The organism is Achromobacter sp. NPDC058515, from assembly GCF_042721735.1.
Classification (GTDB): Bacteria; Pseudomonadota; Gammaproteobacteria; order Burkholderiales; family Burkholderiaceae_B; genus Achromobacter.
Map to the genome: position 1 here is coordinate 197093 of NZ_JBHXNI010000004.1, position 23284 is coordinate 220376.

The 23284-nt window shown below is 66.0% G+C and carries 23 protein-coding genes; 7 read left to right on the forward strand and 16 right to left on the reverse strand.

Going from position 1 to position 23284, the window contains the following annotated elements; all coding sequences use genetic code 11:
• A complete protein-coding gene (locus ACFWP0_RS09615) occupies nucleotides 1-762 on the reverse strand; it encodes an ABC transporter ATP-binding protein (protein WP_377841527.1) in 762 nt (253 codons plus the stop codon).
• Between the two features lie 10 nt (nucleotides 763-772).
• Nucleotides 773-1552: an SDR family NAD(P)-dependent oxidoreductase gene (locus tag ACFWP0_RS09620; RefSeq protein WP_377841528.1), complete on the reverse strand. Its 780-nt coding sequence runs from the start codon at nucleotides 1550-1552 to the stop codon at nucleotides 773-775.
• A 174-nt stretch (nucleotides 1553-1726) separates the two neighbouring features.
• Between ACFWP0_RS09620 and ACFWP0_RS09625 the strand changes: the two genes are divergently transcribed.
• The 4 genes from ACFWP0_RS09625 to ACFWP0_RS09640 all read left to right on the forward strand — a co-directional run bounded on the left by ACFWP0_RS09625 (nucleotide 1727) and on the right by ACFWP0_RS09640 (nucleotide 5028).
• The gene (locus ACFWP0_RS09625) at nucleotides 1727-2125 is read left to right on the forward strand and encodes a cupin domain-containing protein (protein ID WP_171663272.1); all 399 of its coding nucleotides are present in this window, start codon (nucleotides 1727-1729) and stop codon (nucleotides 2123-2125) included.
• Nucleotides 2126-2203: 78 nt separating this feature from the next.
• Nucleotides 2204-3415 (forward strand): ABC transporter substrate-binding protein, encoded by a 1212-nt coding sequence (locus tag ACFWP0_RS09630; protein ID WP_377841530.1) that lies wholly within the window; start codon nucleotides 2204-2206, stop codon nucleotides 3413-3415.
• Nucleotides 3412-4176: an SDR family oxidoreductase gene (locus ACFWP0_RS09635; protein WP_377841532.1), complete on the forward strand. Its 765-nt coding sequence runs from the start codon at nucleotides 3412-3414 to the stop codon at nucleotides 4174-4176. The genes ACFWP0_RS09630 and ACFWP0_RS09635 overlap by 4 nt, the downstream gene beginning before the upstream one ends.
• Nucleotides 4177-4191: 15 nt before the next feature.
• Nucleotides 4192-5028 (forward strand): IclR family transcriptional regulator, encoded by an 837-nt coding sequence (locus ACFWP0_RS09640; RefSeq protein ID WP_377841534.1) that lies wholly within the window; start codon nucleotides 4192-4194, stop codon nucleotides 5026-5028.
• On the opposite strand, the gene ppa is transcribed toward ACFWP0_RS09640, so the two are convergent.
• From ppa to metE, 12 genes are all read right to left on the reverse strand, one after another.
• A complete protein-coding gene (gene ppa / locus ACFWP0_RS09645; protein ID WP_377841536.1) occupies nucleotides 5029-5559 on the reverse strand; it encodes an inorganic diphosphatase in 531 nt (176 codons plus the stop codon).
• A 32-nt stretch (nucleotides 5560-5591) separates the two neighbouring features.
• Nucleotides 5592-7211 (reverse strand): heme biosynthesis HemY N-terminal domain-containing protein, encoded by a 1620-nt coding sequence (locus ACFWP0_RS09650; RefSeq protein ID WP_377841538.1) that lies wholly within the window; start codon nucleotides 7209-7211, stop codon nucleotides 5592-5594.
• A 5-nt stretch (nucleotides 7212-7216) separates the two neighbouring features.
• Complete coding sequence (locus tag ACFWP0_RS09655) at nucleotides 7217-8407, reverse strand: uroporphyrinogen-III C-methyltransferase (protein ID WP_377841540.1); 1191 nt, start codon at nucleotides 8405-8407, stop codon at nucleotides 7217-7219.
• Between the two features lie 37 nt (nucleotides 8408-8444).
• Nucleotides 8445-9263 carry a uroporphyrinogen-III synthase gene (locus ACFWP0_RS09660; RefSeq protein ID WP_377841542.1) on the reverse strand — a complete coding sequence of 273 codons (819 nt, stop codon included), beginning with the start codon at nucleotides 9261-9263 and terminating at the stop codon, nucleotides 8445-8447.
• Nucleotides 9263-10207 carry a hydroxymethylbilane synthase gene (hemC, locus tag ACFWP0_RS09665; RefSeq protein WP_377841543.1) on the reverse strand — a complete coding sequence of 315 codons (945 nt, stop codon included), beginning with the start codon at nucleotides 10205-10207 and terminating at the stop codon, nucleotides 9263-9265. The genes ACFWP0_RS09660 and hemC overlap by 1 nt, the downstream gene beginning before the upstream one ends.
• A gap of 9 nt (nucleotides 10208-10216) precedes the next feature.
• Entirely contained in the window at nucleotides 10217-10339 is a 123-nt protein-coding gene (locus ACFWP0_RS09670; protein ID WP_006218348.1) for a hypothetical protein, read from the reverse strand.
• Nucleotides 10326-11045 (reverse strand): TerC family protein, encoded by a 720-nt coding sequence (locus ACFWP0_RS09675; RefSeq protein WP_377841545.1) that lies wholly within the window; start codon nucleotides 11043-11045, stop codon nucleotides 10326-10328. The genes ACFWP0_RS09670 and ACFWP0_RS09675 overlap by 14 nt, the downstream gene beginning before the upstream one ends.
• A gap of 111 nt (nucleotides 11046-11156) precedes the next feature.
• The gene (locus tag ACFWP0_RS09680; protein ID WP_377841546.1) at nucleotides 11157-11855 is read right to left on the reverse strand and encodes a TerC family protein; all 699 of its coding nucleotides are present in this window, start codon (nucleotides 11853-11855) and stop codon (nucleotides 11157-11159) included.
• Between the two features lie 259 nt (nucleotides 11856-12114).
• Nucleotides 12115-12996, reverse strand: a complete 882-nt coding sequence (sucD, locus tag ACFWP0_RS09685; RefSeq protein WP_006225012.1) for a succinate--CoA ligase subunit alpha — start codon at nucleotides 12994-12996, stop codon at nucleotides 12115-12117.
• Between the two features lie 103 nt (nucleotides 12997-13099).
• Nucleotides 13100-14260 (reverse strand): ADP-forming succinate--CoA ligase subunit beta, encoded by a 1161-nt coding sequence (gene sucC / locus ACFWP0_RS09690; RefSeq protein ID WP_377841548.1) that lies wholly within the window; start codon nucleotides 14258-14260, stop codon nucleotides 13100-13102.
• Between the two features lie 10 nt (nucleotides 14261-14270).
• Nucleotides 14271-14873, reverse strand: a complete 603-nt coding sequence (locus ACFWP0_RS09695; protein ID WP_377841550.1) for a DUF2889 domain-containing protein — start codon at nucleotides 14871-14873, stop codon at nucleotides 14271-14273.
• A 231-nt stretch (nucleotides 14874-15104) separates the two neighbouring features.
• Nucleotides 15105-17402 carry a 5-methyltetrahydropteroyltriglutamate--homocysteine S-methyltransferase gene (metE, locus tag ACFWP0_RS09700; RefSeq protein ID WP_377841552.1) on the reverse strand — a complete coding sequence of 766 codons (2298 nt, stop codon included), beginning with the start codon at nucleotides 17400-17402 and terminating at the stop codon, nucleotides 15105-15107.
• A gap of 189 nt (nucleotides 17403-17591) precedes the next feature.
• On the opposite strand from metE, the gene ACFWP0_RS09705 reads away from it, so the two are divergent.
• Nucleotides 17592-18509, forward strand: a complete 918-nt coding sequence (locus tag ACFWP0_RS09705; protein WP_171663286.1) for a LysR family transcriptional regulator — start codon at nucleotides 17592-17594, stop codon at nucleotides 18507-18509.
• Nucleotides 18510-18787: 278 nt separating this feature from the next.
• Here the strand turns inward: ACFWP0_RS09705 and recX are convergent, their stop codons facing one another.
• Together recX and recA are read right to left on the reverse strand one after the other, a co-directional pair.
• Nucleotides 18788-19477 carry a recombination regulator RecX gene (gene recX, locus ACFWP0_RS09710; protein WP_377841554.1) on the reverse strand — a complete coding sequence of 230 codons (690 nt, stop codon included), beginning with the start codon at nucleotides 19475-19477 and terminating at the stop codon, nucleotides 18788-18790.
• A gap of 126 nt (nucleotides 19478-19603) precedes the next feature.
• Entirely contained in the window at nucleotides 19604-20665 is a 1062-nt protein-coding gene (recA, locus tag ACFWP0_RS09715) for a recombinase RecA (protein ID WP_377841555.1), read from the reverse strand.
• 362 nt (nucleotides 20666-21027) lie between these two features.
• Between recA and ACFWP0_RS09720 the strand changes: the two genes are divergently transcribed.
• The gene (locus tag ACFWP0_RS09720) at nucleotides 21028-21717 is read left to right on the forward strand and encodes a response regulator transcription factor (protein WP_006218337.1); all 690 of its coding nucleotides are present in this window, start codon (nucleotides 21028-21030) and stop codon (nucleotides 21715-21717) included.
• Nucleotides 21718-21832: 115 nt separating this feature from the next.
• A complete protein-coding gene (locus ACFWP0_RS09725; RefSeq protein ID WP_377841863.1) occupies nucleotides 21833-23209 on the forward strand; it encodes a sensor histidine kinase N-terminal domain-containing protein in 1377 nt (458 codons plus the stop codon).
• Nucleotides 23210-23284 lie beyond the last annotated feature (75 nt).

The window sequence follows — 23284 nt, forward strand, 5'->3', positions numbered from 1 at the left end:
TCAGTGCGCCTCCTCGTCCGAGCCCATGTACGCCGTGATGACCCGCTCGTCGCGCGACACGGCCGCGTAGTCGCCTTGCGCCAGCACCGCGCCGCGCGCCAGCACGGTGATGGTGTCGGACAGGTCAGCCACCACGGACAGGTTGTGCTCGACCATCAGGATGCTGCGGTTCACCGAGACGCGCCGGATGAGGGCGGCGATGCGGGCCACGTCTTCCTGGCCCAGTCCCGCCATGGGCTCGTCGAGCAGCATGATTTCCGGCTCCAGCGCCAGCGTCATTGCGATCTCCAGCGCGCGCTTGCGGCCATAGGGCAGCAGCGCGGCGGTCGTGTCCGCCAGATTCGCCAGGCCCACCGCGTCCAGCAGTTCCATCGCGCGCCCGTTCAGGCGGTCCACGCTGCGCCGGCTGCGCCAGAACCGCAGCCCGTCGCCATGCTGGCGCATCAGCGCCACGCGCATGTTTTGAAGCACGGTCAGCCCGAGGAACACGGCGGATATCTGGAACGAGCGCACGATGCCGAGCCGCGCGATCTGTTCCGGCGCCAGCGCGGTAATGTCGCGCCCGCGATAGTGGATGACGCCCTCGTCGGGCGTGAGGAATTTGGTCAGCAGATTGAAGCAGGTGGTCTTGCCGGCGCCGTTGGGGCCGATCAGCGCGTGGATGGAGCCTTCTTGCAGGGCGAGGGTCACGCCGTCGACGGCATTGAAGCCGCCAAACCGCTTGACCAGGCCCTGGGCGGACAGAACCGCTTGGGTGCTCATGGCGGCGCTCCTACATGCGGGCCAGCAGGCCGCCGTCGATCGCCAGGACATGCCCGTTGACGAACGACGCGCCCGGCGAGGCCAGGTAGACCACCGCCGGCGCAATGTCTTCCGGCGCTGCCCAGCGCCCGGCCGGCACCGCGGACGACAGGAACGACTGGAATTGCGGGTTGTCCTGCAGGCCCTGCGTGAAGTCCGTGCGCACGAAGCCCGGCGCGAGCGCATTGCAGGTGACGCCGCTGGCGCCGTACTCCACCGCCAGCGCGCGCGCGAATGCGGCGATCGCGCCCTTGGCGGTGGCGTAGGCGGCGATGTTCGGCATCGTGGCTTGCCCGGCCACCGAAGACATCAGGACGATGCGGCCAAATCCGCGCTTGCCCATGCCGGGCAGGACGGCGCGGGCGCAATGGAAGGCGCCGTTGACGTGCACGTTCTGCAGCGCCTGCCACTCGGCGGGCGTCATCTCCACCACGGGCTTGCGGTTCTGGTTGCCGGCGTTGCTGACCAGCACGTCGATGGCCAGGCCCGCGGCCTCCAGCTGGGCGACGGCATCCGCCACCGCCGCGCCATCGGCCACGTCGAAGGGCGCCGCATGAGCCTTGATGCCCGCTTCGGCAAGGCTCGCGCAGGCGGCCTCGCAGGCCTCGCGCGAAAGATCGTTGACCACCACCTGCGCGCCGGCCCTGCCCAGGCCCGCCGCAATGGCATAGCCCAGTCCCCGGGCCGCTCCCGTCACCAGCGCGACGCGCCCTGCCAGACCGAACGTCTGGTCCAGATAGTCGTGTTTCAAGCCTGTCTCCTTGTCTTATATGCACCGGATCTCTGGGTCCGGCCTGTGTCGTCCTTGTTTCGGGGATGCAAAAACAAAGTTGACATCAATCTCAATATACGCGACTATTTTTAAACACTCAATAACAAGATTTTTGCTTTATCTTCTATAACGAGTAATGGCTAGGAGACAATCATGGCCCTCGAAACCCCCGGCTGTCCGGCCGCCAATGCGCTGCCGCCCCTGGCGTCGCGCTTCCTGAAAGTTGCCGATCTGCCCTGGAAGCCCACGCAGGTGGAAGGCATAGACATGAAGGTGCTGATGCAGGACAAGGAGTCCGGCCTGCTTACCGCCCTTTTCCGCTGGCAGCCCGGCACCGAACTGCCGCTGCATGAACACGTGGAAGTCGAACAGACCTTCGTGCTGGAGGGGTCCATCGTGGACGCCGAAGGCGAGGTGTGCGCGGGCGACTACGTCTGGCGCCCGCGCGGCAACCGCCACGTGGCGCGCGCGCCCAACGGCGCGCTGGTGCTCAGCTTCTTCCTGAAACCCAATCTGTTCATCGACGCCTACGCCGGCCAGACGCTGGAATAAAGGCCGCGCCCGCATGACCCCGCAAGACCGCCCGGCACAGGGCGGCGCGCAAAGAACCAAGCCCCCGAGGAGACACCCATGAAGACCCTTATCAAGAACAGCCTTGCTGCCTGCGCGCTGGGCGCCCTGTCCCTGTCCGCCCAGGCGCAGGTGTCGGATGACGTCGTGAAGATCGGCGTGCTGGGCGACCAGTCCGGCATGATGGCGGACCTGTCCGGCAAGTTCGGCGTGGAAGCCGTGAAGATGGCCGTCGAGGATTTCGGCGGCTCAGTGCTGGGCAAGCCCATCGAAGTCATCTCGGCCGACCACCAGAACAAGGTGGACATCGGCGTGTCGGTGGCGCGCCGCTGGTACGAGAACGACAAGGTGGACCTGATCCTGGACGTGCCCAACTCGGCTATCGCGCTGGCGGTGCAGGACCTGACCCGGCAGATGAAGCGCGTCGTGATTTTCACCAGCGCGGGCTCGGCGGACCTGACGGGCAAGGCCTGCTCGCCCAACGGCATGCACTGGACCTACGACACCTACGCCTACGCGACCGGCGTGGCCAACGGCGTGATGGAAGACGGCGGCAAGAGCTGGTACTTCATCACATCCGACTACGCGTTCGGCCATTCGCTGGAACGCGACGCGATGGCGGTCGTGAAGGCCAAGGGCGGACAGGTGGTCGGCAGCGTTCGCCATCCCATCGCAAGCTCGGACTTCTCGTCGTTCCTGTTGCAGGCCCAGGCCTCCAAGGCGCAGGTGATCGGCCTGGCCAACGGCAGCGGCGACACCATCAACAGCATCAAGCAGGCGTTCGAATTCGGGATCATGGGCAGCAAGCAGCGCGTGGCCGCGCTCTTCATGAGCATCGTGGACGTGCGCAGCGTCGGGCTGGAGTATGCGCAGGGGCTGAACCTGGTCGAGCCCTTCTACTGGGACCAGGACGACAAGGCGCGCCAGTGGTCCGAACGCTACTTCAAGCGCACCGGCCGCATGCCCTCCATGGTGCAGGCCAGCAACTACAGCGCCGCCATGCACTATCTGAACGCGATCAAGGCCGCAGGCACGGATGGGGCCGACGCGGTGCTCAAGAAGATGCACGAGACTCCCATCAACGACTTCATGACCGAAAACGGCCGCATCCGCGAAGACGGCCGCGTCATGCGCGACCTCTACCTGTTCCAGGTCAAAAAGCCGGCGGAGTCCAAGCGCGACTGGGACTACTACAACCTGGTCCGCAAGATTCCCGCCGAAGAGGCCTTCCGTCCGCTGAAGGATGGCGGCTGCGCGCTGGTGAAATCGTGACGGGCGGCGCGCTTGAACTCCTGGCGGGCAAGCGCGCCGTTGTCACGGGGGGCGCCAACCCCCGCGGCATCGGCGCCGCCGTCGTCGAACTGTTCCTGGCGCAGGGCGCCAGCGTCGCGGTGCTGGACCACGCCTATCCCGACGGCGCGCCGGCTTCGCTTGCCCACGGCCGCGTGGACATCCATTGCGACGTGTCGCGGGCCGAGTCCTGCGAGGCGGCCCTGGCGCGCGCCAGGCAGGCGCTCGGGGGCATCGATGTGCTGGTCAACAATGCCGGCATCGTTGCCGCCACGCGCATCTGGGACCTGCCCGAGGACGAGTTCCGCCGCATGATCGAGGTGAACCTGACCGGCACCTACAACGTCACGCATGCGGCGCTTCCGGCCCTGCTGGAAAGCACGCGGCAGCCGGCGATCGTGAGCCTGGGCTCCACGGCCGCCTTGCGCGGCGGCGGACTGCTGGGAGGGTCTCACTACGCGGCGTCCAAAGGCGGCGTCATCAGTTTCACCAAGGCCCTGGCGCGTGAGCTGGGTCCCCGGGGCGTGCGCGCCAACTGCGTGGCGCCCGGCATTATCGAAACCGACATGACGCTGGGCAAATTCGGCGAAAATTGGGAACAAGAACTCAAACAGGGCATTCCGCTGCAACGCTTCGGCTCGCCAGCCGAAGTCGCGCAAGCCATTCTTTTCCTGGCCTCGGACCTGTCCTCTTACTCAACCGGCATCGTGGTCGACGTCAACGGCGGCTTCCACATTCACTAGGCGCGTCCCGAAGCAATGAGCACCCCCGATCGCATGCTGTCCATCCTCGACCTCTTTCGCGACGACACCACCGCCGCGTTCCAGGAAGACGTCATGGCGCATCTGGAGTGCTCGCGCGCCACCGCCTACCGCTATCTCAAGTCGCTGACCGAAAGCGGGCTGCTGGCGCCCACCGCCGGCGGCGCGTATGTGCTCGGGTCCCGCATCATCGAACTGGACCGCCATCTGCGCCAGCACGATCCGCTGATGCGCGCCGCGCGCGACGTCATGCGCGCCACGGGCGACGAGCTGCACGCCAACCTGATGCTGTGCAGCTACTACGGCGACAAGGTCATGTGCGTGGACCGCTACTGGACGGACAACTCCATCGAATCCAGCTACGCGCGCGGCCGCCCCTTCCCCATGTTCCGCGGCGCGACCGCCAAGCCCATCCTGGCCAACCTGCCGCCCTACCAGTTGCGCAACCTGATGCTCTGGCACGCGACCGAAATCCGCGAAGCGGGACTGGGCGAAGACTGGGATGAATTCCGCGCGAATCTGAAGCGCTTGCGCGCCGCCGGCGTGTGCGTCTCGCATGGAGAGGTCGACCGCGGGCTGATGGGGATCGGCGCGGCGATCTTCAGCCCCGAGCAGAAGGTGGTCGGCAGCCTGGTCTTCATCGCCGCCGAAGCGCATACCTCGGCGCAGCGCCTGGACGTCCTGCAAGCGCGCATCCAGGTCGCGGCGGCGGAGGTGTCGCAGAATTTGCAGGCGCCGCAAAGCAACGGCGCGGCGGCGATCGGCATCATGCCGTCGCGGCCGCGCCGCATCAGGGCGCCGGCCGGTGCAGCACCGGCGCGGCCCAAAGGCTGATCAGGCCTGGTTGTAGCGCTCGGCGCTGCGCACGATTTCCTCGTGCGCGGCGTCGACGCCCTTCCAGCCCTTGACCTTGACCCACTTGCCCTTTTCCAGGTCCTTGTAGTGCTCGAAGAAATGCTGGATGCGGGCGATGTCTTCGCCCGGCAGATCTTCGTAGGACTTGATGTTGCGGTACGGGGGGTACAGCTTTTCGATCGGCACGGCCAGCAGCTTGGCGTCGCCGCCCGATTCGTCGTCCATTTCCAGCACGCCGATGGCGCGGCAGCGCACGACGGCGCCGATCTGGATCGGGAACGGCGTCAGCACCAGCACGTCGGCGGGGTCGCCGTCTTCGGACAGGGTTTGCGGGATGTAGCCGTAGTTGCACGGGTAGTGCATGGCAGTCAGCATGAAGCGGTCAACGAAAATCGCGCCCGAGTCCTTGTCGACCTCGTACTTCACCGGGTCGGCGTTCATGGGGATTTCGATGATGACGTTGAAGTCTTCCGGCAGCTTCTTGCCAGGGGAGACGCGATCAAGACTCATGATTCAACCTTGTTGTGTGTCTGAAGAAATATTCAAATCGAGCCGTCGTCCTTGAACGGCGGCTTGGTGGTCGGCACCGGCGCGGGCGCCGCCGCCGGCGCGGGCTTGGGCCCCGCTGGAGGCGCCGGCGCGTACGTGGGCACGGGTTCATCGAATGCCGCCGCCGGTATCGGGGCGCTGTCGAAGTACTCGTCGATGTCGGAGGTTCCGCCGGCCAGCGGCGCATCTTCGGGCGCCAGCGCGCGGTCGCGCTGTTCATTGCTGACGCGCGCATCCGGGTCCAGCACATAGTCGGCGGCCGAGGCCGCCACCGCCGGCGGCAGGGCCGGATAGTCGCCGCCGATATCGGCGTCGCTGTCCGTGTCCGACAGGCCCACCGCGTAGCCGCCTTCGGCGTCCACGTGGTACGGGTCGGAGCCGGTATCGGCCGGCGGCAGGGCCGCGTCCACGGCCAGCACCGGCAGCGCCATGCTGGCCGCCGTCGCCAGGCGCCAGTGGCGCACGGCATCGGCGGGACGGTCCAGGCGGTCATACAGGCTGCCCAGCAAGGCATGCGTCTGCGCGTCGCTGCGGCGGCTGAGGCTGCGCAACAGATAGCGTTCAGCCTGCCCCCAAAGCTGGCCGTTCAGGCAAAGCATGCCCAGCGCGGTCAGCAGGTCGGGATCGGTCGGGCGCTGCTGCAGCCAGGTCTCGGCCTTGGCCAGGCGGCGCGACACCTGGTCGGCTTCGCAGCGCGCGTACGCCGCAACGAGGGTCGGATTGAACTTCACGGCGATGGCCGATTCCAGCACCCGGGCGGCTTCGTTGGCTTCGCCGGCGGCCTCGAAGGCGGCCGCGCCAGCCAGCGCGATCTCGGGCAGCAGGCGCTCTTCCGCCTTCAGGTCCTTCCAGATCGATCGCCAGGCGTCGCTGCCGGCGGCCACGCGCAAGCGCGCCGAGCCGGAGGCGTCGACCAGCAGGTCCGCTTCGGGGCGCGCCAGCGCATTGCGGCGCACGAGGCCGCGCGCCAGCGTGAAGACCTGGTCCTGGTGATTCAGCGCCGTATGCGCGCGCAGCAGCAGGCGCATCGTGTGCAGATGGCGCGCGCCGCCGTCGGCCAGCGGCGCCAGCACCGCCAGCGCCCGTTCGGCGCGTCCCTGGTCCAGCAGCATGTCGGCGGAGACCGTGGCGGTGGCTTCCGTCAGGCCGGGATCGGTGCCCGCCTGTTCCTGCGCGTTGGCCAGCAGGCGGTCGCGCCGGTCGAATTCGCCCAGGCCGTGCGCCGCGCGCGCGGCGGACAGGGCCGCCAGGACGCGGCGCATCTGCACCTTGGTCTGCTCGAGCAGCTTGGTCAGGTCTTTTTCGGCGTGCGTGTAGCGGCCTTCCAGAAGGCCGATCCAGCCGCGCTCGAGCAATTCGTGATCGCGCGCCTGCGCGCGCTTGCCGCGCCAGGCGCGCACGCGGTCGGGGATGGCCAGCAGCCAGGCCAGCAGGCGCAGGCCCACGTACAAGATGATGAAGGCCGCCACGATCAGCAAGACGGCGAGCGTCAGCGACATCCCGATGCGCCACGGCCACACCAGCAACAGCACGTTGCCGGAATGCGAGCGCAGCACCACCGCCAGGGCGACGGCGACGACGGCGAGCAGCAGTGTCCAGAACCAGGTACGCATAAGCCTTAGTCCTGCCCGCTGGTCTTGAAGCCCGCGGCGCGCAGCGCAGCGACGGCGTTCAGGCTGTCCGCCACGTCCGGCATGCGCACGGCGATGTCGGTCTGAGCCAGTTCGCGCGCCAGCGTCTGGGCGGCGACGGTATCGGGGGAACGGTTGTCGAAATACTTGGAGAGCGTTACGCCGACGTTGTCGAGCTCGCTTTTCCAGACCGAGGACTGGCGCATCAGCATCGCCAGTTGCGCGGTCAGGAGGCGCTGGCGCAGCGTGCCGCGGACCTGATCGGCCTGTTCGGGCGACAGCAGCAGCGCGGCGGGTTCGTCCACGCGCTGAATGGTGATCAGACCGCCCAGCTCCTGCGCCAGGGCGGAACCGGCGCGGCCGGGCCACGAGGCCACTTCCGCGCGCCAGCGCTGCCACCAGGGCGCGTCGGCGGGCAGGCCGGCCAGAGGATCCACCGTGGGCGCCGGAGCGGCCGGCTGAGACTGCCCGGCGGGCGCGACGCCCGGGGCGGCGGAATCGGGCACCAGCAGGGGCGCCCTGCCGATCAGCGAGACCAGGCGTTCAATACGGGCCGACTGGGCGGGGATGTCCACCGTGGACACGGCGCGCAGCCGGTCCAGATCGCCGTTGATCGCCTGCTGCAGGCTGGAGAAACGCGGCCGGTCAGCGCGCGCCAGGCGCGATTGCGCGGTTTCCAGGGCGACGATGGCGTTGGAAACATTGCCGGCCAGGCGCAGTTGCTGGTTGGCGATCGTCAGGAGGCGTTCGACGTCGTTGGCCAGCAGTTCGTCGCTGGCGCTGTCGTTGAAATTCTGCCAGGCCAATTGCAGGGCGTTGTACTGGCTTTGCGTCTCGCGAACGGTGTCTTCCAGTTCGCCCACGCGGCCGGCCTGGGCCTGCGCCAGCGCGAGGGCCTCGCGCGTGTCCTTGCGGGCCTGCGCAACGTCGGCGCTAAGCGTATCGATGCGCGAGGCGACTTCGCGCCCGGCGGACACGAACTGCGTGCGCTGCTTCCACAGGGCGTAACCCAGCCCGACGGCCAGGAGGATAACGATTATCAGGGCAGTGACCAATGGGCCACTGCCGCGCTTGGCCGGACGGGCCTTGACGGAATCGGCCGGGGCCGATGCGGGCGCGCTTGCGCCCGGGGCGGCCGAATGAACAGCCGGATCGGTAGCGGGAGTCTTGTCTGTCATGACGCGATTGTATTCGGTGTCAGTCCGAAGCAACGAATCAAGCAGCAACAAAAGCCTGGAATATCGACTCGTCGTTGGGCAAGCAGATTTTTACCATTGCCAGGCCGGGCGCGCCATGCGCGGCCTGCGGCACGCGGCGCGCAAGGGCGGGATGGGTCAGCACGAAGCCGCAGCGCTCCCACCAGTCCGCAAGGCCTGCCGCCTCCAGGCAGGCGCGCGCGGCATCCGCCCCTTCGCCGCTGGTGATCAGCCAGGTGGCGTGGACGCCGCCGTCCGCCCAGCGCCGCAGTTCGGCAAGTTGTCCGGCGCTCCATCGGGCCGGCCGCCGGAGATAGGCGGCGTGGCGCGTCACGGCCACGCCGCGGGCCTCGAGCGTGTCGCCCAGCCAGTCCCTGCCCTGCGTGCCGCGCACCAGCAGTACGCGGGCGGGCAGCCGGGGCAGGTCCTGGAGCACGCGCCAGAGCGCCTCGGAGTCGTGGCTGGGAGCCGATTCGCCGGGATGCAGGACTGTTGTATTCGCGCCAAAACTCGTCATTTCGCGCAGCGCCTGCGCGCTGGCCGGGCCCACGGTGGCCGCGATCACGCCCGTCGGCCACGCCGCCGGGCCGTCCACGCTGGCCAATTGGTCCAGGTATTGCCGGGCGGCATTGCCGCTGACGAACACGACCATGTCGTAGCCGGACGGCCGCGGCAGATTCGCGGCGTCAATCTGCAGGGGATGGATTTCCAGGGCAGGCAGGATGCAGGACGACCAGCCGGCGTCGCGCAGACGGCCGGCCAGCGCCTCATTGCGGCCCGCGGGCCGCGTCAGGACAGCGACGCGCGGCCTCTCGGCGGCTGCGGACGCCTTGGACATCAGTCTGGCCGGGGTTCTTGCAACAATTCGCGAAGAATGGCCTCGGCGCCCGCATCCAGCAGTTCGCTCGCGGCGGCTTCGCCGATGGCTTCGGCCTCGCTCACGGGACCGCTGCGGACCGTGCGGACCATGCGCGCGCCGTCGGGCGACGCCACCAGCGCCCGCAGCGACAGGGTGTCGCCGTCGATCTGGGCAAATGCCGCCAGGGGAACCTGGCAGGACCCGCCCAGCTTGCGGGATACGGCGCGCTCGGCCAGGACACAGGACGTCGTGTCCGCGCTGACAAGCGGCGCCAGCCAGGCGCGCATGTCATCGCGATCATCGCGAATTTCGATGCCCAGCGCGCCCTGCCCGGCAGCCGGCAGGCTGTCGGCGGGATCGAGCATGCTGCTGACGCGCGCCCCCAGGCCCAGGCGTTCCAGGCCGGCGGCGGCCAGCACGATGGCGTCGTAGTCGCCCTTGTCCAGCTTGCCCAGACGCGTGTCCAGGTTGCCGCGCAGGGGCTTTACAACGAGTTCGGGATAGCGCGCGCGGATCTGGGACTCGCGGCGCAGGCTGGACGTGCCGACGACAGCGCCCGCCGGCAGGTCTGCCAGCGACGCGTAGCGGTTGGACACGAAGGCATCGCGCGGATCCGCGCGATCAAGGACGGCGCAAAGCTCGAACGGGGCCTGCAGATCCACCGGCACGTCCTTCAAGGAGTGCACGGCGAGATCGGCCCGCCCGTCGAGCAGCGCGTTTTCGAGTTCCTTGACGAACAGTCCCTTCCCGCCCACCTTGGAGAGCGTGCGGTCGAGGATCTGGTCGCCTCGGGTCGTCAGGGTAAGAAGCTCAACCGCGCACGCCGGGTACAGCGTGCGCAGCCGGTCGCGCACATGCTCGGCTTGCCACAGGGCAAGCCGGCTGGCGCGGGTCGCGATGACCAGGCGTTGCGGAAGAGACACGAGACGTCATCAAACAAAGTTGGAGACGATGACCGTCGCGACTACCCCGAGGATGGCCAGCACGAACAGGCCCTGAAGAAGGCTCAGGCCTGATTCGGATTGCTGGGGATCGACGGATCTACGCAGACTCATGTGCTGATTCCTTGGAAGCGGTTTTGCGGCTTGCCAGCCACCGTCCAAGGACAACAACGAGCAAGGCGCCGATAATTTCTGCAGCGATTTTAACCGTAGTCGGCTGAACGCCGAATTGACGCTCGACAATAACGTCGGTGATCAGCATGCCGCCGGCGATCCAGCCGAGCAGAGCCGCGCCAAACGTAACAACCAGCGGATAGCGGTCGATCAGCTTCAGAACCAGCGTGCTGCCCCAGATGATGATCGGCACACTGACGATCAGGCCGAAGGCGACCAGCCCGATCTGATGGTCGGCGTGAGCGTTCTGGGCCGCGCCGGCGATGGCGATCACGTTGTCCAGGCTCATCACGAAGTCAGCGATGATGATGGTCTTGATGGCGGCGGCGATGGATGTGCCGCCCTTGACGTTGCCGTGCGCATCGTCTTCGGGAATCAGGAGCTTGACGCCGATCCAGAGGAGCAGAACGCCGCCCACGACCTTCAGGAAGGGGATGGACAGGAGCGTCAGTGCGAAAGCAATCAGCACGACACGCAGGATGATGGCGCCCGCAGTGCCCCAGAGGATGCCCTGCATGCGCTGTTTGGGCGCCAGGTTGCGACAAGCCAGCGCGATCACGACGGCATTGTCGCCGCCGAGCAGGATGTCGATGAGGATGATCTGGAATACCGCTGCCCAACTCAGCGTCTGGAAAAACTCAAGCACTATGAACCCCCGAAGGCATTTATGAAAAGAATGGCCGGCCCCGAGCCGGCCCACTTGCCGCGCACCGCGCGGCAAGTGAATTCAAAACAACTGATTATTGTAATTCAGCTTTCAGTCAGCTTTCTGGCGCATCAGCAAAACTTTACCAATCGCCAGGACCAGCACCGCGCCAAGCACGCCAGTCATCAGCGCAAAGCTGTGCTGCGTTACGCCCAATGCCGCATCAATACGCGCCACCGGCTCCTGCAGGGCGGGATCGCCCACCAGCAATTCACCTGCGATGAAACCCAGCAATGCCGCACCCACCCAGACGATGAGCGGAAAGCGCTCGATGACCTTCAGGAGCAACGTACTGCCAAAGATGACCAAGGGGATGCTGATCGCCAAACCCAGCACCAGCAAGGTCGTGTCGCCCATCGCCGCGGCAGCGACAGCTACCACATTGTCCAGGCTCATGACCAGGTCGGCAATCATAATAGTCCGAATTGCAGTCAACAAATTACCCTGCGTCTTGCCCGAACCGTCTTCCTCGCCTTCCGGCAACAGCAGCGTCACGCCGATGTAGACCAGGAGCAGCGCGCCGATGAGCTTGAGCCACGGCAACAGCAGCAACTTGGCCGCCACGAGCGTCAGCACGATACGCATGATGATCGCGGCAGCGGAGCCGACCACGATCGCTTTCTTCTGTTGGGCCGGAGGCAGTGAACGCGCCGCCAGCGCAATGACCACGGCGTTGTCGCCCGATAGCAGAATGTTGACCCAAATGATCTGGAGCAATGCTATCCAGAATGCCGCTGAACTGAGTTCCATACCTCTCTTTCCTAGGTGTGATCCCCCTAGGACAAACCAAATTAATGGATGAGTGAAGACAAAAACGTACTGACCGTCTTGGTGCGAGCATGACGGCATTCTTGCTGGGTACGCGCGAAATTTCTTTCATTATAGTTTCGTTCAGCTTTCCGTTTGATTTGCCCGGCCGCATCATGGACGCGGGATTACCCTAGGAAACGACAGAAAGCGGACGAAAAAAAGCCCGCCGAAGCGGGCTTTTGCAGCGCAATGCCGAGACTTACAGCACCGACTTGAGCAGCTTGCCCATTTCGGAGGGGTTGCGCGTCGTGCGGATGCCGCAAGCTTCCATGACTTCCAGCTTGGCGTCGGCCGTGTCGGCGCCGCCGGAGATCAGGGCGCCGGCGTGGCCCATGCGCTTGCCGGCGGGAGCCGTGACGCCAGCGATGAAGCCGACGACCGGCTTCTTCATGTTGTCCTTGGCCCATTCCGCGGCGTTGACTTCATCCGGACCGCCGATTTCGCCGATCATGATGACGGCGTCGGTGTCGGGATCGTCATTGAACAGCTTGAGCACGTCGACGTGCTTCAGGCCGTTGATGGGATCGCCGCCGATGCCGACGGCGCTGGACTGACCCAGGCCCAGCTCGGTGACTTGCGCCACGGCTTCGTACGTCAGGGTGCCCGAACGGCTGACGATGCCGATGCGGCCCTTGCGATGGATGTGGCCCGGCATGATGCCGATCTTGATTTCGTCGGGGGTAATCAGACCCGGGCAGTTCGGGCCCAGCAGCAGCGTCTTGCTGCCCTTGGCCTTCATGCGGTTCTTGACTTCCAGCATGTCGCGGACCGGGATGCCTTCGGTAATGCAGATCACCAGGTCCAGTTCGGCTTCGACAGCTTCCCAGATGGCGGCGGCGGCGCCGGCGGGCGGCACGTAGATGACGGACACGGTGGCGCCGGTGTCGGCCTTGGCGTCTTTCACCGAAGCGAAAATCGGCACGCCTTCGAAGTCTTCACCCGCCTTCTTGGGGTTCACGCCAGCCACAAAGGCGGCTTTACCATTGGCGTACTCACGGCACATACGGGTGTGGAACTGGCCCGTCTTACCCGTGATGCCCTGGGTGATGACTTTGGTGTCCTTGTTGATCAGAATCGACATTTGTGAATCCTTGGCAATTTCTTTTACCGCCGGGCCGCCCCAAGGTGGAAAGCGCCCCCTTGGGGGGCAGCAAGCCCCGAAGGGGCGCGGCGAGGGGGCATATTTACTTGACGGCGGCTACGACGCGGGTGGCCGCTTCGGCCATCGTGTCGGCGCTGATGATCGGCAGACCCGAGTCGGCCAGCATCTTCTTGCCGAGTTCTTCGTTGGTGCCCTTCATGCGGACGACCAGCGGCACGCTCAGGTTGACGGCCTTGCACGCGGCGATCACGCCTTCGGCGATGACGTCGCAGCGCATGATGCCGCCGAAGATGTTGACCAGAATGGCCTTCACGCTCTTGTTCTTGAGCATGATCTTGAATGCTTCGGTGACCTTCTCGGCCGTGGCGCCGCCGCCGACGTCCAGGAAGTTGGCCGGCTCGCCGCCGAACAGCTTAATGGTGTCCATGGTGGCCATGGCCAGACCGGCGCCGTTCACCAGGCAGCCGATGTTGCCATCGAGCTGGATGTAGGCGAGGTCGAACTTGCTGGCTTCGATTTCAGCGGGATCTTCTTCGTCCAGGTCGCGGTAGGCGACGAGTTCCGGGTGACGGAACAAGGCGTTGGGATCGAAGTTGAACTTGGCGTCCAGGGCGATGATGTTGCCCTTGCTGTCGCGGTTCAGCGGGTTGATTTCGACCAGCGAAGCGTCGGTGTCCATGTAGCACTTGTAGAGCTTCTGGAACACGTCCACGGCTTGGGCGGTCGAGTCGGCGGGCAGGCCGATCGCGTTGGCGATCTTGGTGGCTTGCTCGACGGACAGGCCGGTCAGCGGGTCGATGTATTCGGTGATGATCTTCTCGGGAGTGGAGTGAGCCACTTCCTCGATGTCCATGCCGCCTTCGCTGGAGGCGATGAAGGCGACCTTCTGCGTTGCGCGGTCAGTGACCAGCGAAACGTAGTATTCCTTCTGGATGTCGGCGCCGTCTTCGATGTACAGGCGGCGGACCTTCTGGCCTTCCGGGCCGGTCTGGTGCGTGATCAGCTGCATGCCCAGGATTTCCGAGGCCAGCTTGCGAACGTCGTCCAGCGAGCGCGCCAGCTTGACGCCGCCGCCCTTGCCGCGGCCGCCCGCGTGGATTTGTGCCTTGACGACCCAAACCGGTCCACCCAGCTTTTCAGCGGCAGCCACGGCCTCGTCGACGGAAAGAGCGGGGATCCCGCGCGGCACCGGGACGCCAAATTGCTTCAGCAGTTCCTTGCCTTGATACTCGTGGATTTTCATGTGTTACCTGTCAGGACGTATGAGAAAAAGAAGGTGAATCGGAGGACGAATCGGCCGATGCCTCAGCGCTGCCCCCGGTGTACCACTTGGGATAGTGCTCAGCCACCACCGGGCCGCGAGTGCTTAGCGCATGGCAGCCGTCCAATTGGAATGGACGCAGATCCGGGTTGATTTCCTGCCGCCGGCGGTTGGCCATGGTCTGGACCGCCGCAGTGGGAAGCACCTGCGACAGCTCGGTCATGTGCGTACAGCCCTCCACATGCCCGAACCGCTCCTTGACCTGGCGGCGGAACCCCTTGAGGAGATTCATTCCGATCAGATCAGTGTAAGCCGGCTCGATGGCCATGCAATGCCCGCCGTAAGGCGCTGCGTCATAGACGGCCTGAGCCCCCACGATCGAGAAATTCTCGTCGATGGTGATGCGCAGATGCATATGGTGGATAGGCTGCCCGGCCTTGAACATCTCGCCGTCGCGCTTGGGGAAATCGTACGCCTTGACGTCGATCAGCTCGGCTTCCAGATCCCAGTTCCCGTCATCGCGCGCATACGACTGCACACGTATGGAACGCGTGTGCAGTGGTTGGCGAGGACAATCGGGCGGTGGCAAGGGCATGCTGGGGGCCTGCGGGGCGAAGATGGCCTGCGCATGGTGCGCGGCAACAAAACCTTCAAAGTATAGCGCAGGCGGCCTGCGATCAACCGTATTCTTGGCCGCTGCCTCCGAGGGGGCATTTTTCGCCTGGGGCGGCCTGGCGGCAAAAAACCCGGCTTGCGCGTCTGCGGCGCAAACCGGGTTTCATAGCCTTTGGACGATGCCCGGAGAGGCAGCCTCCGGGCGGCCTGCTTAGGCCGACTCGCGCAGGGCGCGCGCGGCTTGGACCATGCCGATCAGCGCGGCTTCCGTTTCCGGCCAGGCACGCGTCTTCAGACCGCAATCAGGGTTTACCCAGAGACGCTCCTTCGGCAGGCGGGCGGCGGCCTTGTTCATCAGGTCCACCATCCAGTCCACCTCGGGAACGTTGGGCGAGTGGATGTCATACACGCCCGGACCGATGTCGTTCGGATAGCGGAAGTCTTCGAACGCCTTGAGCAGTTCCATGTTGGAGCGCGAGGTTTCGATCGTGATCACGTCCGCGTCCATGGCCGCGATGGATTCGATGATGTCGTTGAACTCCGAATAGCACATGTGCGTGTGGATCTGCGTCTCGTCGCGCACGCCGGCGGTCGACAGGCGGAAGCAGTCCACGGCCCAGTCCAGGTAGGCCTGCCAGTCGGCGCGGCGCAGCGGCAGGCCTTCGCGGATGGCCGGCTCGTCGATCTGGATCACGCTGATGCCGGCGGTTTCCAGGTCCACCACTTCGTCGCGCAGGGCCAGCGCCAGTTGCCGGCAGGTTTGCTCGCGCGGCTGGTCGTCGCGCACGAACGACCATTGCAGGATGGTGACTGGACCGGTCAGCATGCCCTTGACCGGCTTGTCGGTCAGCGACTGCGCGTAGGACGACCAGCCCACCGTCATCGGCGCGGGACGGGCCACGTCGCCGAAGATGATCGGCGGCTTGACGCAACGCGAACCGTAGCTCTGCACCCAGCCGTTCTTGGTGAAGGCAAAGCCGGCCAGCAGCTCGCCAAAATACTCCACCATGTCGTTGCGCTCGGGTTCGCCATGGACCAGCACGTCCAGGCCCACCTTTTCCTGGAAGCGGATGACTTCCTCGATTTCCTTGCGGATGGCGGTCTCGTAGGCGGAGTCCGTCAGCGCGCCCGACTTCCAGTCGCGGCGCAGGGCGCGGATTTCGGCCGTCTGCGGGAAGGAGCCGATCGTCGTGGTCGGGTAGGCGGGCAGGCCCAGCTCCTCTTGCTGGCGGGCGATGCGGCCGGCGAACGGCGCGCGGTCGCGCGACACGCTGGCGGCAGCCGCCATGCGCTGGCCGACGACAGGGTTGTGGATGCGGGGCGAGGCGCGGCGCGCGGCGAGCGCGGCGCGTTGCTTGACCAGTCCGTCTTGCACCGAGGCCTCCGTCGCGCTATCCAGCGCGCGGCCCAACAGGCTCAGTTCCTCCAGCTTCTGCGCGGCGAACGACAGCCAGCTCTTCAACTCGGCGTCCAGTTCGGTCTCGTTGGCCAGGTCCACCGGCACGTGCAAGAGCGAGCACGACGGCGCCAGCCACAGGCGGTCGCCCAGCTGCTGCTTGACCGGAGCCAGGGTGGCAATGGCGGCGTCCAGGTCGGTGCGCCAGATGTTGCGGCCGTTGATGACGCCGGCGGATAGCACCTGCTCGGCGCCCAGGCCGGCAACCACTTCGGCCAGTTGCTCCGGCGCGCGGACCAGATCCACGTGCAGGCCGGCCACGGGCAGCGCCAGCGCGGTGGGCAGGTTGTCCTTCAGGCCGTCGAAATAGGTCGCGACCAGCAGCTTGACCGAGCTTGCGGACAGCGTGGCGTAGACCTGCCGGAAAGCATCGCGCCAGGCTTGCGGCAGATCCAGCGCCAGGATGGGCTCATCGATCTGCACCCACTGCACGCCCAGCTTCGCAAAGCGGGCCAGCACTTCTTCGTACACCGGCAGCAGCGAGGCCAGCAGCTGCAGCTTGCCCGCATCGGCGGCGCCGTCGGCAAAGGCATCGCCCTTACCCTGGTACAACCAGGTCAGCGGACCGGGAATCACCGGCTTGACGGCCAGGCCCAGTTCCTGCGCTTCCTGAATCTGCTCGAACAGGGATTCGCGGGCGATGCGGAAAGTCTGGCCCGGAACCAGTTCCGGCACGATGTAGTGGTAGTTGGTATCGAACCACTTGGTCATTTCGCAAGCGGCGGCGGGCTTGCCGGTCGGCGCGCGGCCGCGGCCCATGCGGAACAGCGTGTCCAGCGCAACCGGCTCATTGTCCTTCTGGCCGAAGCGGGCGGGCACCGCGCCCAGCAGCGTGGTCCATTCCAGGATCTGGTCGTACCAGGCGAAGTCGCCGACCGGCACGAACTTCAGGCCGGCCTCGGCTTGCAGCTTCCAATGTTTGGCGCGCAGTTCGCGGCCGGTTTCTTCCAGCGCTTCTGCAGTCTGCTTGCCGGCCCAATAGGCCTCGACAGCGCGCTTCAATTCGCGCTGGGCGCCAATGCGGGGGAATCCCAAATTATGAATAGTAGTCATGACAACACCGCCGTTAGACAAAATTTGTTCAAGTGAAGGCTATTCTGAGGCCAAACCAAAATGAATCAAAATCAATGTCTACATTCATAAAATGAGAAACCCTCATACAATATAAGCTCATTCCGGCCCTCGGGGGTTCGGAGCCGGAATCCCGCGCCGGCGCGGGTTCGCCATGCCTTTCCCACGCACATGCTAGAAATCCGCCACCTTGAAACGCTGACCGCCATCCGGGAAGGCGGCAGCCTGCAGGAAGCCGCCGAGCGCCTGCACCTGACTCAATCCGCCCTCTCGCACCAGTTGCGCGACCTGGAAACCCGTCTGGGCACGCCCCTGCTGAACCGCCGCACCCGCCCGGCCCGCCTCACCACCGCCGGCCTGCGCGTGCTGGCCCTGGCCGACGAGGTCCTGCCCCGCATCCGCGCGACGGAACGGGATCTGCAGCGCCTGGCGGCCGGACGCACCGGACGGCTGCACCTGGCGATCGATTGCCATTCCTGCTTTCAATGGCTGATGCCGGCTCTGGACGCCTTCCGCGTGCAATGGCCGGATGTGGCGCTGGACCTGTCGGCGGCATTCTCGTTCGCTCCCCTGCCCGCGCTGGTGCGCGGCGACCTGGATCTGGTCATCACCTCAGACCCCCAGCCGCTGGACGCCGTGGAATACCTGCCGCTGTTCAAGTACGAACTGGTGCTGGCCGTATCGGAATCGAATCCGCTGGCCGGCAGCAAATTCATCATGCCGGACCAGTTGGCCGACCAGACGCTCATCACCTATCCGGTGGACAAGCAGCGCCTGGACATCTTCACGGCGTTCCTCGACCCCGCCGACGTGGAACCCGCCGCCATCCGCAAGGCGGAACTGACGCCCATCATCGCGCAGCTCGTCGCCAGCAACCGGGGCGTGGCGGCGCTGCCCAACTGGGCGCTGACGGAATACATGAACCAGGGATGGCTGCGGCTCTGCCGGCTTGGCCCCCAAGGCGTATGGCGCACGCTGTACGCCACCGTGCGCAGCGAGGACACGGACGCCTCGTACATCGACGAGTTCCTGACCATCACCCGCGATGTCTGCTTCAAGACGTTGTCGGGGATCAAGTCGGCGAAATAAGGGGAAAGAGGCCCCCACGCTGCGCACGCTTCGCGTGCTTGCTGCCCCCCGAGGGGGCGTTTTTGCCTTGGGGCGGCCCGGCGGACAAAAAAGGCCCCCACGCCGCGCGCGCTTCGCGTGCTTGCTGCCCCCCGAGGGGGAGTTTTTGCCTTGGGGCGGCCCGGCGGACAAAAAGGCCCCCACGCCGCGCGCGCTTCGCGTGCTTGCTGCCCCCCGAGGGGGCGTTTTTGCCTTGGGGCGGCCCGGCGGCAAAAAGGCCCCCACGCCGCACGGCGGCCTCAGTCCTCTTCGCCCTCGCCCAGGATGCGGCGGATCACGTCGTGCGCGAAACCGCGGCTGGCCAGGAATCGCGCCTGCTTGGCGTAGGCGGCGCGGTCGTCCGGCCTGGCGTCGAAGCGTTTCTTCCAGACTTCCAGCGCGCGGTCGTATTCGGTGGCCCGCAGCTGGTCGCGCAGTTCGGCGACCTGGTTGTCGTCGACCCCATGCTGGCGTAATTCCTGCACGATGCGCGCCGCGCCCTGGCGCGATGCGCGCCGGTGCACCAGGCTTTGCGCAAAGCGCTTGGTGGACAGCCACCCTTCTTTCTCCAGGGCATCCAGCACCGCGTCGACTTCGGCGGCGTCTTCGGCATAGGCGGCCAGCTTGCGCGCCAGTTCTTCACGCGCATGTTCGCGCCGCGACAGATAACCCACCGCGCGCATTTTCAGCGACGGCCCTTTGCGAGCCTGCTTGCCGTCATCGGAAGGGGATTCATCGCCGCCGGCGGCCGCGCGGCGGCCGCGCGCCGCGCCGCGCTGTTCGGAGCTGCGCTGCCATTGATCGGCTTGCCCAGCAGGCGCGGCGGCTTCCTGCCCGGCGCGCGCGTCCGACGTGCGGCGCAAGCCCTGCGGCTTGGCGACGGTTTCGAATTCGTCATCCAACTTGGCTCGAAGGCGGTCGGCTGACGCGGGAGTCGGTTTCCAGCTCATGCGTTTCCTGCTTGCCATGCACAACGGCAGGCCCGTCAAGGCGCCTGCCGCAATTTGCCGGGCGGAGCCCGGTGCGATGCATGGGCCGCAGGCGAGGAACCGCCTGCGACCGGTGGATCGTTTCGATTATTCGGCGGTGTCTTCCGCCGTCGGCACGAATTCAGCGGCGCGGCTGACGATGCCCTGGTTCTCGCGGACGCGGTTCTCGATCTCGATGGCGATTGCCTTGTGCTCTTTCAGGTACTCGCGGACGTTGTCCTTGCCCTGTCCGATGCGATTGCCGTTGTAGCTGTACCACGCACCGGACTTGTCCACCACGTTGGCGGCCACGCCCAGGTCGATGATTTCGCCTTCGCGCGAGATGCCGGCGCCGTACATGATGTCGAACTCGGCCTGCTTGAACGGCGGCGCGACCTTGTTCTTTACGACCTTGACGCGGGTTTCGTTGCCGACCACCTCGTCGCCCTTCTTGATGGAGCCGATGCGGCGGATATCCAGGCGCACGGAGGCGTAGAACTTGAGCGCGTTGCCGCCGGTGGTGGTTTCGGGGTTGCCGAACATCACGCCGATCTTCATGCGGATCTGGTTGATGAAGATGACCATGCAGTTGGTGCGCTTGATCGTGGCGGTCAGCTTGCGCAACGCCTGGCTCATGAGGCGGGCTTGCAGGCCGGGCAGCGAATCGCCCATTTCGCCTTCGATTTCGGCCTTGGGCACCAGCGCGGCCACCGAGTCGATGACGATCAGGTCGACGGAGCCCGAACGCACCAGCGCATCGGTGATTTCCAGCGCCTGCTCGCCCGTGTCCGGCTGCGAGATCAGCAGGTCGGTCAGGTTGACGCCCAGCTTGTTGGCGTACTGCACGTCGAGCGCGTGTTCCGCGTCGACGAAGGCGCAGGTGCCGCCGGTTTTTTGCATTTCGGCGATGACTTGCAGCGTCAGCGTGGTCTTGCCCGACGATTCCGGACCGTAGATTTCGACCACGCGGCCGCGCGGCAGGCCGCCGACGCCCAGCGCGATGTCCAGACCCAGCGATCCCGTGGAAACCACCTGGATGTCATGCGAGACCTCGTTGTCGCCGTAGCGCATGATCGAGCCCTTGCCGAACTGCTTTTCGATCTGCGAAAGCGCGGCGGCAAGCGCCTTGGCCTTTTCCGATGCGGCGGCCTTGGTGGTTTTGTCGTCCATGTAGAGTCCTGTCTGTAACGTATCTGGGTGTCGAAGGGGATTACGGGTCTGGCTATGGGTCTGGCTACGGACCTGGCGCGGGTTTGGCGCGGGTTTGGCGCGGGTTTGGCGCGGATCTGTCAGAGGGCCGGCGGATGCTTTGAGCTACGGATCAGATTATGGCATCGGATTGTACTGTACAAAAACCCAGTGTGCCAGTCTTTTGCACGTATACCCTGAGTGGGCAAGCATTGCGGCATATGACAGAATCGAAAGCAATCCCGGTATTTTGCCCCTTTTCCGCCGCCGGGCCGCTCCAAGGCGGAAAGCGCCCAAGAGGCGGCAAGCGCGCGCGGCGTGGGGTTCCCTATTTGCAGCAGCCCATGCGTATTCTGATTGCCGAAGACGACAGCATCCTGGCCGACGGCCTGTCCCGGTCGTTGCGCCACAACGGCTACGCCGTGGATGCCGTACGCGACGGGCTCGCGGCCGATTCCGCGCTGGCCGCCCAGGCATTCGACCTGCTCATCCTCGACCTCGGTTTGCCCCAACTGGCGGGGCTGGAAGTGCTGCGCCGCCTGCGCGCCCGCAATTCCGCCCTGCCCGTGCTCATCCTGACCGCGGCCGACAGCATCGAACAGCGCGTCAAGGGCCTGGACCTGGGCGCCGACGACTATATGGCCAAGCCCTTCGCGCTGTCCGAACTCGAAGCCCGCGTGCGGGCGCTGACCCGGCGCGGCGCCGGCGGCGGCGCCACGATGCTCAAGCATGGCCGGCTGCTGTTCGACCAGACCGGCCGCGTGGCCATCGTGGACGATCAGACGCTGGATTTGTCCGCCCGCGAAGTCAGCCTGCTCGAAATCCTCCTGACCCGCAGCGGGCGCATGGTCAGCAAGACGCAGCTCGTCGACCACCTCTGCGAATGGGGCGAGGAAGTCAGCACCAACGCCATCGAGGTCTATGTGCATCGCCTGCGCAAGAAGCTCGAACCCAGCGGCGTGAAGATCGTGACCGTGCGCGGCCTGGGCTACTGTCTTGAGCGGGACCAGGGTGCGGCGTACCTCGCAAGCTGAGCCTGCGCCTCCAGAGCCGCTCAACCAGGAAGCGCTGGATGTCATGCAAGCCGGGTCCAAGGGCCCGAGCTTCGCGCCGCCCCAGCGTTCCCTGCTGGGCGAGATCCTGGACTGGATGCTCGCGCCGCTCTTCCTCTTGTGGCCGATGAGCGTGGCCATCACCTACGTGGTCGCGCAGAACATCGCCAACGTTCCCTACGACCGGGCGCTTGCCAACAATCTCCATGTGCTGACGCGGCAGGTCCACGCCCAGGACGGCCGCGCCGTCCTGAAGATGACCGACGCCGCGCGCGACGTGCTGCGCGCCGATGAAACCGACAGCGTCTTCTGGCTGGCCCTGGGCAGCCGCGGCGAATACCTGGGCGGCGACCGCGCCCTGCCCCTTCCCGCCACCGTGGGCCAGCCCAGGCCCGGCGAGGTCCAATACGAGGACGACACCCTGCGCGGCTTCGGAATCCGGCTGGCGTTCACCTGGGTCGACCTGAACCTGCCCGACACCCAGCCCGCCTTGCTGATCGTGGCCGAGACCGTGGAAAAGCGCACGCAGCTGGCCAACGACATCATCAAGGGCGTGATCATTCCGCAGTTCGTGGTGCTGCCCATCGCCGTGCTGCTCGTGTGGTTCGGCCTGTCGCGCGGCGTGGCGCCCCTGAACGCGCTGCAGCAACGGCTGCGGGCCCGCCGGCCCGACGACCTCTCCCCCATCGACGAGCGCGCAGCCCCCTCCGAGATCGCCCCGCTGGTGGCGGCCATGAACGACCTGTTGGACCGCCTGTCCGCCAACGTCCAGGCGCAGCGCCGCTTCGTGGCGGACGCGGCGCATCAGCTGAAGACGCCGCTGGCGGGATTGCGGACCCAGGCCGAACTGGCGCTGCGCGACGCCAGTCCCGAAGAAATGCAGTCCAGCCTGCGCCAGCTGGTGACCGGCTCCGAACGGGCGACCCGGCTGGTGAACCAGCTGCTCTTGCTGGCCCGCGCCGAAAATCCCAGCGCCATCGGGCTGACCCGCACCGACATCAACACCATCGCCTACGAGCAGACCATGCACTGGGTGCCGCTTGCCCTGTCGCTCAGCACGGACCTGGGCTTCGAGGGCTCGGACGAGCCCGTCGAGATCAATGGCAATCCCTTGCTGCTGGCCGAACTGCTCAACAACCTGGTGGACAACGCGCTGCGCTACACGCCGCGCGGCGGCCACATCACGGTGCGCGCGCTCAGCCTTGCCGGGCAAGGCGTGCTGGAAGTCGAGGATTCCGGTCCCGGCATCCCGCCGGAAGAGCGCGAGCGCGTGTTCGACCGCTTCTACCGCGTGCTGGGCACGACCTCGGATGGCAGCGGCCTCGGTCTGGCCATCGTGCGGGAGATCGCGCAAAAGCATCAGGCCAGCGTCGTCATCAGCGACCATCCCACCGCGCATTCGGATTTGCCGGGCACGCGCATCCGCGTGATTTTTCCGCTGTATGCGCCAACGCCGGACCTCGCGGACGGCTAGGACTATCCCTAGTTTCCCACGGAATAGTCATATTTTGTTTCAAATTTAAGATTCGGGTAAGGGTCCCGTCAGAAC